We start from the raw sequence: 13,950 nt of genomic DNA, 5'->3' as shown, positions 1-13,950 counted from the left end.
TTCCTATAATGCGCTATTTTGTACTTCACCAAAAATTGTGGATGACCTTTGCTAAAACGTATGCAAATTCATATAAGTTGTTGGCGTGGAGACTAGGGGAAAGCGTCACAGATTGGTGGTGTGCTTCTTTTGAAGCGGAACACTTATCTCTTGCATGGTTCTATGAAACGCTAATCACTTATGTCCTTCTCAAATGGCTACATACTCATATAAAATCGAAAATAATAAAGTGCGAGAAACTGTTCTTCGCTGCCGTTGTACGTTTACTACTTCTTGATCACTTATCACTCCTGAATAGGTATAAATCAGAAAAACTTAAAGAAACAGGTTAATCAACTAGCATGGTTTTAAACAGACTCTAATACTCTTTTCACGATGGAAACCTCCCCTACAAAAAATTAAAAAAGGCTTCTCTGCACGACCATCAAGTATCCATTTTGATGACTCAGATATAATTTTGCTTTTCCGAAAATGAGGTAATAAATATATAGTAATTCTTCTCTTTCGTTACAAATTAATTCTTTTTTTGAAAAGAATGAACTTCTGTATATGGAAAAATATCAAATGAAACGAACGTTTAAAAGTAGAAGTGCTGTACATAATTGTAAATTTCATCTCATTTTTTTCGTTTTTCACCTCTCATTTTGTATGAGATATCTCCTATTCTTTTTACAAGAAGAAGTGATACGTTTATTTGAGAACAAAAGAAAAAGCATATTTTTATAAAGGAAAGGGAGAGAAGCAACATGAAGAAATATCAAACATTACTATTTGATGTAGACGATACATTATTAGATTTTAAAGCAGCTGAGAGAACGGCGTTACATTTACTCTTTGAGGAACAAAAAATCCCTTTAACTGATGAAATTACAGCACATTATAAAACAATAAATCAAGGCCTGTGGAAATCCTTTGAAGAAGGAAAAATAGACCGAGATGAGGTAGTGAATACTCGATTTTCAATTTTATTTGAGGAGTACGGCCAAAAAGTTGATGGATCTTTGTTTGAACAGAATTATCGTAGTTATTTAGAAGAAGGGGATCAGCTTATTCGTGGAGCCTTTGAACTAATACAAGATCTCCAAAGCGAATATGATTTATATATTGTTACAAACGGTGTTTCCAAAACACAAGATAAACGCCTGCGTAATTCGGGGTTACATTCATTCTTTAAGGATATTTTTGTTTCAGAAGACACGGGCTATCAAAAGCCAATGAAGGCATACTTCGATTATGTTTTTGCACGAATTCCTAATTTTTCTGTGGAGAAAGGTTTAATTATCGGTGATTCCTTAAGTGCGGATATTAAAGGAGGACAGTTAGCAGGATTAGATACATGTTGGTTTAATTCTGCAAAGAAACCGAATCATACTGGAATTGTACCGACTTATGAAATACAAAGTCTTAATGAGCTGTATCAAATTTTACGATAATTACTATCTTATTCACTAGCTCTTTAAAGATGGAAAAGTGTCTTATGCAATAAGCCAAAGAAATAGAGGGAAATGTATTAGTTAAGGTACAGCTGTTATTGTAGAATAGTGAAAACTCGCGTTATGTACGTGAGTTTTTTTCATATGAATGAATTTAGGACTTATTGTAATTTTCGTGAAAAAATTTACCATATAAAAAATATGTGTGTTTTTGTCTGCAATAATAATTGGAAGGCGCCTATTCAATAAAGAAACTTTTTAAATTCCATTCATCTCGAAATAGTAAAAAACTACATTCCATCGACGAGAAGGATAGCCTTCCGCTGAAGAATGTAGTTTTTGAGACCATTAATCGTGAATGGCTTTATCAAAAATAGCTTTTGCAGCATCCCCAATATGCTCTGATACTGTAGGATGTGGGAAAATCATATTTGCGAGAGTCTGGGCAGTGCCACCAGCATTTTTAGTAGCTAAAATGGCATTTAACATTTCTGTTGCCCCATCAGCAACAACACATGCTCCTAAAATACGACCTTCCTTTGTCGCAACGAGCTTAATAAAGCCCTCTGTATTTCCTTCCATTAATGCCTTAGGGTTTGTATGTAAAGGCATTTGAGTCACCGTATAAGGTTCTTTAACCTGCTCTTCCAGTAAACCAAATGTCGCAATTTCAGGATGTGTATAAACGCAGCGAGGAATCGATGTTTGATCAATCAGTGCTGGCTTATTTCCTAAAATATAATCCACAACATGAATTCCTTCTGCGCTCGCTGAATGTGCTAGCTGGTAACCACCAACTAAGTCGCCTATGGCATAAATGTGTGGTTGACTCGTTTCAAGATGCTCATTGACAGCAATCAATCGACCATCGAATGCTAGACCAAATTGCTGAGCTATTTCTGTATTTGGGCGCCGACCTGTTGCAAATAAAAGATTTTCATATGTATAAATTCCTTTAGATGTATGAATTTCATTGCCATTAAAATGCTCAAATTGGAAATCTGTCACAAGCTCAATACCAAGTTTTTTCATCTTTTCTCGAATAATCGGTCGTGCATCCGGCTCTTCAGTCTGTAAAATATCCTCACTATGATTGAGCATCGTCACCTTCGTTCCAAGTGGTGCTAAGCTAAATGCCATCTCCACTGCAATAACGCCACCACCGATTATTGTTAACTGCTTAGGAAGTTCCTCCATACCAAAAAATGTATCCGTTGTATAATATGAAGACGTCTCTAAACCTTTAAACGGTGGTACGAATGGTTTACTTCCGGTTGCCAAAATAATATCCGTTGCAGTAAAGGTCTCATTTCCTACAGTTACTGTTAAATCCTTAGCTACCACCGCTTCTCCTCGATAGAAGGTAATTTGATTGCTCAAAATATATCCCTCAATATTCGTTAAAAGCTCGTTAATAATAGCATCTTTACGTTTCATCAATCGCGGAAAATCCACATTTACTGTAGGAGTTTCAATACCCCAGTCATTACCACGTTTTATTTCTTGCATGAGCTTACTATGCTCCAATAAAATTTTCGAAGGAATACAGCCGACATTATAGCAGGCCCCTCCAACTTTATCACGCTCTACTAAAGCGACCTTCTTACCACTTTTGGCTGCATGAATGGCTGCAACATATCCCCCAGGACCTGCACCAATAATTGCAATATCAAATTTTTCCACGAAATTCACCTCATTTACCACCATAGCATTTACAAAATTTGAATGCAATGGCATATAATTTGCAGGAAATTCAGAAACATTTTGTCTACTCCAACGTCTACTGCCGTAAAAGGAGGATTGTATGCCTAAGACATTTTTATTGTTAATATCTATGCTACTACTAGTTGTTGGCTGTCAGGAAAAGCAAGCTGTGAAGCCCACACCAAGTAAGAAATATTCACAAACTGCGACTACACAACAAGGAGATTTTCTTTATGAACTTTCTATTTCAAAACCCACCTTTACAGAAGGGGAATCAATAAGCATAACTGCAAAACTTACGTATGTAGGGCAGGCGCAAAACGTAACTATTTACCATGGAGGCTCCCCATTTTTATTTAATTTGCAGGAAACAACACGAAATTTTGAAATACCTAGTGGAATGGATACTCCTCTGATTACACGTACTCTAGAACGAAATGTGCCCTATGAAGAAGTCTATACGAGTGGAGGCTTGTACGACGAATTTTCAGAACCTAAACTCGTTGAATTTATGAAACAAACAATGAATGGTCATTTTCCAAAAGGTCATTATATCGTAAATGGGAGTACCGATTTTTACACAGAAGACCCTAATGAACAAAAAACAGAATACAAACCATCAGCAACAATAGAATTTAAGGTGCAATAAGCAATGAAAAGTCTCTCACTATTCGTTATAGAACAATGAGAGACTTTTATTTTTGAATTAGATACTTGAAACGAGCATTTTTATCATGGTGGATGAAGTAAAAGGGGGTATCGCTTCTTTATTTGCTTTGCTTCCGCGGGTATTCTCTCTGCCGCGGGTATTTGCTCTGCTTCCGCGGGTATTCGCTTTGCTTCCGCGGGTATTTGCTCTGCTTCCGCGGGTATTCACCCTGCTTCCGCGGGTATTTGCCCTGCTTCCGCGGGTATTCGCTTTGCTTTCGCGGGTATTCATTCTGCTTTCGCGGGTATTCTCTCTGCCGCGGGTATTTGCTCTGCTTCCGCGGGTATTCTCTTTGCTTCCGCGGGTATTCATTCTGCTTTCACGGGTATTTGCTCTGCTTCCGCGGGTATTTGCTTTGCTTCCGCGGGTATTTACTCTGCTTCCGCGGGTATTCTCTCTGCCGCGGGTATTCGCTTTGCTTTCGCGGTATTTGCTTTGCTTCCGCGGGTATTCTCTCTGCTTCCGCGGGTATTCACTTTGCTTCCGCGGGTATTCTCTCTGCCGCGGGTATTCGCTTTGCTTTCGCGGTATTTGCTTTGCTTCCGCGGGTATTCGCTTTGCTTCCGCGGGTATTCACTTTGCTTCCGCGGGTATTTGCTCTGTTTCCGCGGGTATTTGCCTTGCTTCCGCGGGTATTCTCTCTGCCCGGGTATTTTCTTGCTCCGCGCGGGTATTTGCTCTGCTTCCGGGTATTCTCTTTGCTTCCGCGGGTATTCATTCTGCTTTCGCGGGTATTTGCTCTGCTTCCGCGGGTATTCACCCTGCTTCCGCGGGTATTCTCTTTGCTTCCGCGGGTATTCACCCTGCTTCCGCGGGTATTTGCTTTGCTTCCGCGGGTATTCATTCTGCTTCCGCGGGTATTCTCTCTGCCGCAGGTTTTCGCTTTGCTTCCGCGGGTATTTCCTTGCTCCGCGCGGATATTCGCTCTGCTCCCGTGGGTTTTCGTTTTGCTTCGCGCGGGGATTCACTCTACCCTAAGATATTCTCCTTTTGCGCGGAAACAATGTAAGGTTAATAAATATTTCGTTGCCAAAAGCGTTGTTGGGCAATGGCATTTACAAATTTTTTAGCAAAATTTTTATCGCCAGTTGCCAACACAATTCCTGGCCCTACATTGGCATTAGACATATTGAAAAATATCGTTCCAGATGTAGCTATGCCAATCGGTTTATAATGTCTATATGATTCATTGATGTAATTAACAATATGCGAATTAAATTTTGCCTGATTCTTTGCTTTTACGCCTACAACATATAACGAGTCAAATAGTACCGCATCAGTAGTAATAAATGTGTCACTTGCCGTTAACTGTATGCCATCACTGCTAGTAACAATCCCTAATCTGTCGGAAATAATACTGTATCGAACACCCTGTCTTGTTAAAAATTTCAGCACTTCTCCAACTTCATTTGCGTCAAATCCATCACCTATTAACACGCCTACCTTAAGTGTCTGAGGTACTTTTATTGTATTAGCCTGGCTGAGGGCAGGTGAGGATAGCGTGACATTTATTTGCTCTCCTTTTGGACGATTAACACCAATATTATCGGCCACAGTCGTTGCCATTGCTTTATCAACACGGACAAACATATCGACCACCTGTTGGCGAACGGACTTACTTTTTACCTTCCCTACCTCAAAGCTAAAGGCATCAATGATGTGCTGTTTTTCAGGAGGTGACATACTATTCCAAAACAGCCTTGCCTGTGAAAAATGATTATCAAACGATTTACTCCGTGCTCGTGTGATACGTCCTTCAACCTTTTCTTCATAATGGACAAAGCCACCTTCCCTTGCAGTAGATGTTGATGGTGTATTATTGGCCAAGGAATTTTTATGATAGCTCACTCTTCCTACATTAATTGTTTGCCGACTAAAGCCATTGCGCTGATTGTTATGAAATGGACAAACGGGTCGGTTAATCGGGATTTCAGAAAAGTTTGGTCCCCCTAGACGTATTAGCTGTGTATCTAAATAAGAAAATAGCCTCCCTTGCAAAAGTGGATCATTTGTAAAATCTATGCCTGGTACAACATTTCCAGGGTGGAAGGCGACTTGCTCTGTTTCAGCGAAAACATTATCCACATTACGGTTCAAGGTCATTTTTCCAATCTTTTTAACTGGCACTATCTCTTCAGGCCAAAGCTTTGTTGCATCCAAAATATCAAAATCAAATTTAAATTCGTCCTCTGGTTCAAGCATTTGTACACCAAGCTCATATTCTGGATAATCGCCAATCTCAATTGATTCCCATAAATCACGTCGTTGAAAATCCGGATCCTTTCCAGCAATGATTTGCGCTTCATCCCAAACGAGTGAATGAACACCTAACACAGGCTTCCAATGAAATTTCACAAATCTCGACTTTCCTTTATCATTGACGAAACGGAAAGCATGAACACCGAAGCCTTCCATCATTCGAAAACTTCTAGGTATTGCTCGATCAGACATATGCCACATAATCATATGCGCAATTTCCTGATTGTTCGCCACAAAATCCCAAAATGTATCGTGCGCTGAGGCTGCTTGTGGCATTTCATTGTGAGGCTCAGGCTTTACCGCGTGAATTAAATCAGGAAACTTAATGGCATCCTGAATAAAAAAAACAGGTATATTATTACCAACTAAATCATAATTGCCTTCATCCGTGTAAAACTTCGTCGCAAAACCACGAACATCACGTGCAGTATCCATTGACCCTAAACTTCCAACCACAGTCGAGAATCTTACAAAAACAGGTGTTTTCTTTTTTGGGTCCTGTAAAAAGCTTGCCCTTGTATAATCTGTCATTGACTCATACAGCTCAAATTCCCCATGTGCCGCAAAGCCCCTTGCATGTACAACACGTTCTGGAATACGTTCATGGTCAAAATGTGTTATTTTTTCTCGAAAATGAAAATCCTCCATAATGGTTGGTCCACGAATCCCAGCCTTCAGCGAATCCTCATCATTCGAAACTTTTAACCCCTGATTCGTCGTCATCTTTTTCCCATCATTATCGACACGAAACTGCTCTAGCTGCTGATCCTTTGCATTCTCGTCTAAATTTTCGCGCTGATTCGACTTAGAGTTATCCACGCAATCCCCTTTCATTCCAATACTCATAATTCTCAATATATACTATATGTTTTTATGGAATAAACATGCTTCAAGGCGTTGCTATAGAAGAACTTTCACAATTATTTCTTGATTTACGACAAAATAACTATTCTGTCCCTTTAGCACAAAAAGTCGCTACATCATAGAACCCTCATTTTACTTTCTTATTATTGTTAGCAAATATTTTTAAAAAGATATTCCTCTGCTATAATTACTATTACTTTTTAATTTTGCAATTTAATCGGGGACAAAAAAATTGAAAAAAGTATTTATGATGTTTTCTTTATTTTTAGTAATGATTTTAGGTGCATGTAATTCTCTTTCTAACGATCAATTAATTAAGGATTATGTGAAAGATACACACGGATTTGACATCGTAATAAAAAGTTCGGATAAAAATTCGTTAGAATTAGGTAAAGATTCATACGTTGTTTCTCCTGTTGACCATCAAGAATTAGAATTTACTGTTGTAGTAAATTCGTATTCAGCGGAAGATGAGCCTAAATTGAATTACAGAAATAAACATTTAATTAGAGACAATTATTCAACCGCATTAGCAGCGGATACGGAACTACACAAATTAGATGAAGTTATTCCAGAAATCAAAAAACTTGGATTCAACGAATCATTTAATGATGAACCTAGAGTGTTTTTTAGCGAAGTGAAAGATGATATTTGGGGTTTTTTATATTCTACTTCTCATTTGGATATTAAGAGTTTTGAAGAAAAAGATTTTGACCGCTTATACGAAGTTCATAAATTAATAAAACAAAGTGGTGCGTCATTTGACCTTATTATTGTCTCAGATACGAGAGAACTAAATGACAGAGGATCCCTTGTATTAGATATAAAAAAGTTGAAGGATGTAAATACAAAAGAAGAATTTTTGCTGGAAATGAAAAAAGCAAACCCAGGCATCACTGGTTTTTATGAAAATAAAAAATAAGAATCTGAAAAAGAGTTAATTGAAAACGAACGATCACTTTTGATTCCGATAATATTAATCTAGAAAAAGATTTAAACTCTATTTTTACTTTATTCGAAAAGACGATTAAGCCAAAAGCTTCAATAGAGTATATTTTTCTAAAAAAGGTTCAAATGACTCGGTTGGATTTACAGAATATGAAATCAAAAAACATTCTTCCACTTTAGATTTTATTTACAAGATTTTTAAATAAGAAGAAGCATTCGGCACAAATATGTTAACCGAATGCTTTTTTTAGCTATTTTCTAAAAGATTGTTGTTATTCAACCTATACTAATTCGTTTATCAATTTGCAAAGGTAGCCGACTATGTATTCTCTGCTTGTCGTTTCTTCAATATCGTTAATCTCTACAAGGTCATTTAATCCTTTATTAATAGCTTCCCATAGAGGTGTGCCCTCCAATTGTTCATACCGATGTGACAGATCACTGTAGACCTACCTCTTACTTGTTATTTCATATCTTTAACCATAACATATCCTTTTGTTGAACTACCCTGCTCTGTAAGTTCAATATAGAAAAAAAGAGCTGCATATGCAACTCAATGATTAAAAAGTTATCCTTTATATATTCTTAACTGGACAGGTTGATGGACAAAACAATCCTAATTATACCCAAATATTTAGGTGTGCTAAAAGAAGGGTAACTAAAACCATTGCGTTGCTAAATTCAATTCCAAACACGATTACAGAATAGGGAAACCTAGGATGCTGCTTCTCTAAAAAAGCGAATGCAAAATCCGGTAATTACAGAATTTATTCTACATATTCTAATCGTTTACCTAAAACAAAACCTTGATTGGCCAATGAAGTAACCCCAGTTAGATTTTTGTCTAACAACTTGGATCCGCTTCAAATCAGCCTATCAAGGTTTTTTCATCTCTATTCAACTATCTTTATTATTTAAACGCTTGAGCAGCTGCCACGGCTTTTTTCCAGCCTGCATAAGCTTCTTCACGATGCGAGACATCCATATTAGGTGTGAATTGACGATCTAAATTCCAATACTCACTAATTTCATCTGTTGATTTCCAGAAGCCAACTGCTAAGCCTGCTAAATACGCTGCACCTAAAGCTGTTGTTTCGCTAATGACCGGACGATCAACAGGAACATTTAATAAATCTGATTGGAATTGCATTAAGAAATTGTTTGCAACAGCACCACCATCCACACGTAATTTCGCTAGTGGAATATTTGCATCCGCTTCCATTGCACCAAGTACGTCTTTTGTTTGATAAGCTAACGATTCTAGTGTTGCACGCACAAAATGTTCTTTAGATGTACCACGAGTTAAACCGAAGACAGCGCCTCGTACATCTGAATCCCAATAAGGTGTTCCTAAGCCAACGAATGCAGGAACTACATAAACTCCATCAGTCGAACCTACACGTGCAGCATATTGCTCAGATTCAGCAGCTGAGCGGAACATTCGTAAGCCATCGCGTAACCATTGAATAGCAGAGCCAGCTACGAAAATGCTTCCTTCTAAAGCATAAGTTACCTTGCCATTTAAGCCCCAAGCAAGCGTAGTTAATAAGCCATTTTCTGATTTCACTGCCTTTTCACCAGTATTCATCAACATAAAGCAGCCCGTACCGTAAGTGTTTTTAACCATACCTTCCTCAAAGCAAGCCTGACCGAATAGTGCAGCTTGTTGATCACCCGCAGCCCCTGCAATCGGAACAGCTGAGCCGAAGAACAGCGCTTCCTCCGTATATCCATATACTTCTGAAGAAGGACGAACCTCAGGAAGCATAGAAGCAGGAACGCCTAAAATGTCTAATATTTCCTCATCCCATTTTAAATCATAAATGTTGTACATTAATGTACGAGAAGCATTTGAATAATCCGTAACATGTACTTTACCACCTGTTAACTTCCATATTAACCACGTATCAATTGTACCGAATAATAAATCGCCTGCATCTGCTTTTTCACGAGCACCTTCAACATTGTCTAAAATCCATTTTACTTTTGTTCCTGAGAAGTAAGCATCGATTAATAAACCTGTTTTATCACGGAACAAGTCATTGTAACCGTTTTCTTTCAATTCCTCACAAATAGCGTTCGTTTGGCGTGATTGCCAGACAATCGCATTATAAATTGGTTTTCCTGTATTTTTGTCCCAAACAACTGTTGTTTCACGTTGGTTTGTAATACCGATCCCAGCAATTTGATTTGAATCAATATTTTTTTCAGAAAGCACCGTAGCGATACAAGAAAGAATGGAAGACCAAATTTCTTCTGCGTGATGTTCAACCCATCCAGATTGTGGGAAATATTGTTGGAATTCTTGTTGTGCAACATGGAGAATGCTCCCTTTTTCATTAAACAAGATAGCACGTGAGCTTGTTGTACCTTGGTCTAAAGCTAAAATATATTTTTTTTCTGACATCGTACATACCTCCAAATAATTTTTTATTTCTTTCAGCATTTATTTTCTGTAGCGAAAGCAAAGCGTCAGCTACAAATGTTCTTTGCGGATGTCACAGAATCGGAAAGGAGTTCTTTGTGCTAGCACAAAGCCGATTCCGGACGCAATTATGCCGAGGCATAATTGATTTACGCTTCACTTTTAACATTTTTCACTGTCATTTGAGCACTGATAAAAATAATAACTACGATAATAGCTAGTATCCAAAATGCGATACTATTTTCCCCCTCAAAAACTTGTTGGAAAAATAGGGCACCAAATGTACCACCGATAATTGGACCAACTACCGGAACCCATGCATATGACCATCCTGAGTCACGTTTACCTGGAATTGGTAAGAAAAAGTGAGCAATTCTTGGACCTAAATCACGAGCAGGGTTAATTGCATAACCAGTAGGACCTCCTAATGCCATCCCGATGACTACAATTAACATACCAACTAAAAATGGATTCAGGCCATCAGTAATTGTATTTGTACCTAATGCTAGAATACCTAAAACAAGTATAAATGTACCAATCATTTCTGAAATTAAATTTGATAATGGATGTTTAATAGCAGGCATTGTAGAAAATACAGCCAGTTTTGCTTCCGGATCTTTCGTACCCTTCCAATGTGGTAAATACATAAAATAAACGAGTACCGCACCTAAAAATGCACCAATCAATTGTGCAGCAATGTAAGTAGGCACGTCTTCCCATGGGAAATTACCAATTGTAGCAAGTGCGATCGTTAATGCAGGGTTTAAATGAGCCCCACTAATACCACCAACAGCATATGCAGCCATAGCCACGCCTAGACCCCAAGCGAATGTAATCACTACCCATCCACCACCAAAACCTTTCGATTTGTGCAGTGATACACCTGCAACAACGCCACCACCGAATAAAATAAGAATCATCGTGCCGACAAGTTCAGCTGTAAATGTTGACATACAAGAACCCCCCTTTGTAATAGTGCACTTAGTAAAAAAAGAAACCCACACTTAAACAAGCTGCACGTTATAATGCAGATGAATAAATGTGGGTTCCTTTTCCTAACCACGCGCTTTTTAACTTATGTACAGTGTAGAGAAAATAGTATACATAGTCAACAATATTTTTGGAAATTTTCCCACAAGTTCTTATTTGAAGTTGTAATCGCTACTGCTCCAGCTGATAAAGCCTCCTCTATACTTTCAGCCGTGCGGACTAGTCCACCTGTAATAACAGGAATTTTTGTACGCTGGTGCACTTCTGAAATCATAGAAGGAATGATACCTGGTAATAATTCAATATAATCTGGCTTTGCTGATTCAATCATTGAAAAGCTTTTTTCAAGCGCGATCGTATCAATTAAAAAGACACGCTGAATAGCAATAATCCCACGAGCTTTTGCTTTTATTAACATATTAGAGCGAGTGGAAATTATTCCTGCCGGACGGATATCATTACATAAAAAATCAGCTGCAAAGTTATCCGTTTTTAAGCCATGAATTAAATCTGCATGAATAATTAATTTTTTACCGTTCCGATCCGCCTCTCGTTTTATCGACATGAGCAAACTAATATGCACTTCTAATAGAACAATGTATTCGAATCGACTATTTAATATTTCATCAAATTGCTTCACTGTTCGTGCAGCGGGAATAATTTGTTGATTATTGAAATTCATTTGATTCCCCCTTTATATGCCACAGGACGTGGTGTTCTTAGACTGATTCCCTATATTTCAGGGTGTTTGGGCACCCGCTGAAAGAAGTTAAAAAGTCAGGTCGCCATGAAGACGACCTTCATTTTTATTATAATGCAGTAGTAGCTCTTGTTATTTCTAAATTTAAATCTTTTTCATATTGTGTACGTTGTTCAGGAGACCATTGTAATTGTTTTGCCATTTCATCTAATATCGCATCTTTATATTGTTTTACAAGGTCGATATTAAAGAACATATATGCTGTACGACGAATCATAAAGTCGTTTGGATGAACAACCATTTCATGATGAATACCATACAGTAGCTGAGCATATAGCCCTTGTGGTAAAACAGGATGCTTTTCTTTGGCATATTCAAAAACTGTGTCCACATTAGAACCGTAATGATGTGCTAAATGTTTTGCTTCCTCTTCTGATAATCCGATATCGACACCCATTTTTGTTCGTTTTGACACGAAGGCATCTAAGTTTTGGGAGCCTCCAACATCTCCACCAGATATTTGAATATTCTTTGTATGACATGGTTTTGATGAAATCCCAAAGCGTTTCTCTAAATCTTGGGCAATCTTATTTAAAACTGTTTCAGCCATTTTACGATAACCTGTTAATTTACCGCCAGCGATTGTCACAAGACCCGAAGGTGATTCCCATACTTCGTCCTTACGAGAAATTTCAGATGGATTTTTACCTTCCTCATGAATTAATGGGCGTACACCTGCCCAGCTAGATTCGATATCTGCATCAGTGACTTTAACTTTTGGGAACATATAATGAATTGCCTTCATAATATAATCACGATCTTCTTGATGGATATTCATTTCACGGGCATCGCCTTCGTAAAATGTATCTGTTGTTCCAACATACGTTTTCCCATTTCGAGGAATCGCAAACACCATACGACCATCAGGTGTATCAAAATAGACAGCTTGACGTAGTGGAAATTTTGATTCATCAAAAACGATGTGCACACCTTTTGATAAAATTAAGTGCTTACCATTTTGTTTCCCTTCAATAGTACGAACTTCATCTACCCATGGACCAGCAGCATTCACAACTTTTTTTGCACGAATATTAAATGCGTTATGGGCAATCAAATCTTGTACTACGATACCATTAATTTTCTTTTCTTCATTGTATAAAAAGTTTTCTGCCTTTGTATAGTTAATGAGTGTAGCACCTTTTTCAATAGCAGCTTTAGCAACTTCGACTGTCAAACGTGCATCATCTGTACGATATTCTACATATACACCACCGCCACGTAATTCCTTAGCTTTGACCAAAGGTTCTTTTTCCATCGTTTTTGCGGGATTTAACATATATCGACGCTCAGAACGTTTAACCCCTGCTAAAAAATCATAGACACGTAAGCCAACATTCGTTGAGAATTTACCGAATGTGCCTCCTTTGTGGAATGGAAGTAACATCCAAACCGGCGTTGTTACATGTGGTCCATTTTCATAAACGATCGCACGCTCTTTCCCTAATTCTGCAACCTCTTTTATTTCAAATTGTTTTAAATAACGAAGTCCACCGTGCACTAATTTTGTCGAACGACTAGAAGTCCCAGCAGCGAAGTCTTGCATTTCAACTAACGCTACAGATAGTCCACGAGCAATTGCATCAAGTGCGATACCACAACCTGTAATACCGCCACCAATCACCAATAAATCGTATTCTTTACTTTGTAATTCTTCAATCGTTTGTTGACGTTGTGTTGCTGAAGCCGTACTCATAATGAAATTCCTCCTTAATTTAAGAACGAAAAAGAAGAGACCATTAAAAGCACATGTACAAAATGTACATATGTTTTTAATGGTCTCTCAATCGCTCAAACCTTATATTAACTTAACTCCATTGTAATGTGTTTAGAAAGAAAAGGCAAGTTAGATAGGCTAAAT

At 37.9% G+C, this 13,950-nt stretch carries 12 protein-coding genes; 4 read left to right on the top strand and 8 right to left on the bottom strand.

Annotation, left to right across the window (positions count from 1 at the left end; all coding sequences use genetic code 11):
• Positions 1–8 precede the first annotated feature (8 nt).
• Complete coding sequence (locus FJQ98_RS04810) at positions 9–332, top strand: hypothetical protein (RefSeq protein ID WP_053594777.1); 324 nt, start codon at positions 9–11, stop codon at positions 330–332.
• A gap of 414 nt (positions 333–746) precedes the next feature.
• A complete protein-coding gene (locus FJQ98_RS04805) occupies positions 747–1,433 on the top strand; it encodes a YjjG family noncanonical pyrimidine nucleotidase (RefSeq protein ID WP_053594778.1) in 687 nt (228 codons plus the stop codon).
• Positions 1,434–1,781: 348 nt separating this feature from the next.
• Here FJQ98_RS04805 and lpdA read toward each other — a convergent pair whose 3' ends face one another.
• Entirely contained in the window at positions 1,782–3,116 is a 1,335-nt protein-coding gene (gene lpdA, locus FJQ98_RS04800) for a dihydrolipoyl dehydrogenase (RefSeq protein WP_053594809.1), read from the bottom strand.
• Between the two features lie 121 nt (positions 3,117–3,237).
• Here lpdA and FJQ98_RS04795 point away from each other — a divergent pair, with 121 nt between their 5' ends.
• Positions 3,238–3,786, top strand: a complete 549-nt coding sequence (locus FJQ98_RS04795; protein WP_053594779.1) for a hypothetical protein — start codon at positions 3,238–3,240, stop codon at positions 3,784–3,786.
• 57 nt (positions 3,787–3,843) lie between these two features.
• Here the strand turns inward: FJQ98_RS04795 and FJQ98_RS04790 are convergent, their stop codons facing one another.
• Genes FJQ98_RS04790 through FJQ98_RS04780 form a run of 3 tightly spaced genes read right to left on the bottom strand, consistent with a single transcriptional unit; the run spans position 3,844 to position 6,939 of the window.
• A complete protein-coding gene (locus tag FJQ98_RS04790) occupies positions 3,844–4,158 on the bottom strand; it encodes a hypothetical protein (RefSeq protein WP_143114788.1) in 315 nt (104 codons plus the stop codon).
• A gap of 59 nt (positions 4,159–4,217) precedes the next feature.
• The gene (locus tag FJQ98_RS04785) at positions 4,218–4,814 is read right to left on the bottom strand and encodes a hypothetical protein (protein WP_053594780.1); all 597 of its coding nucleotides are present in this window, start codon (positions 4,812–4,814) and stop codon (positions 4,218–4,220) included.
• Between the two features lie 43 nt (positions 4,815–4,857).
• On the bottom strand, positions 4,858–6,939 hold the full coding sequence (locus tag FJQ98_RS04780) for a catalase (RefSeq protein WP_053594781.1): 2,082 nt from the start codon (positions 6,937–6,939) through the stop codon (positions 4,858–4,860).
• Positions 6,940–7,201: 262 nt separating this feature from the next.
• On the opposite strand from FJQ98_RS04780, the gene FJQ98_RS04775 reads away from it, so the two are divergent.
• A complete protein-coding gene (locus FJQ98_RS04775; RefSeq protein WP_053594782.1) occupies positions 7,202–7,891 on the top strand; it encodes a hypothetical protein in 690 nt (229 codons plus the stop codon).
• Positions 7,892–8,827: 936 nt separating this feature from the next.
• Here FJQ98_RS04775 and glpK read toward each other — a convergent pair.
• From glpK to FJQ98_RS04755, 4 genes are all read right to left on the bottom strand, one after another.
• Positions 8,828–10,324 carry a glycerol kinase GlpK gene (gene glpK, locus FJQ98_RS04770; protein ID WP_053594783.1) on the bottom strand — a complete coding sequence of 499 codons (1,497 nt, stop codon included), beginning with the start codon at positions 10,322–10,324 and terminating at the stop codon, positions 8,828–8,830.
• A gap of 167 nt (positions 10,325–10,491) precedes the next feature.
• Positions 10,492–11,295, bottom strand: coding sequence for an MIP/aquaporin family protein (locus FJQ98_RS04765; protein ID WP_053594784.1), 804 nt, complete (start codon positions 11,293–11,295; stop codon positions 10,492–10,494).
• A gap of 155 nt (positions 11,296–11,450) precedes the next feature.
• Positions 11,451–12,014, bottom strand: coding sequence for a glycerol-3-phosphate responsive antiterminator (locus FJQ98_RS04760; protein WP_053594785.1), 564 nt, complete (start codon positions 12,012–12,014; stop codon positions 11,451–11,453).
• Positions 12,015–12,141: 127 nt separating this feature from the next.
• Complete coding sequence (locus tag FJQ98_RS04755) at positions 12,142–13,785, bottom strand: glycerol-3-phosphate dehydrogenase/oxidase (protein WP_053594786.1); 1,644 nt, start codon at positions 13,783–13,785, stop codon at positions 12,142–12,144.
• Positions 13,786–13,950: the final 165 nt, after the last annotated feature.

The organism is Lysinibacillus agricola, from assembly GCF_016638705.1.
Classification (GTDB): Bacteria; Bacillota; Bacilli; order Bacillales_A; family Planococcaceae; genus Lysinibacillus; species Lysinibacillus agricola.
The sequence above is the reverse complement of the archived record's forward strand: the minus strand, read 5'-3'. Positions and strand labels throughout refer to the sequence as shown.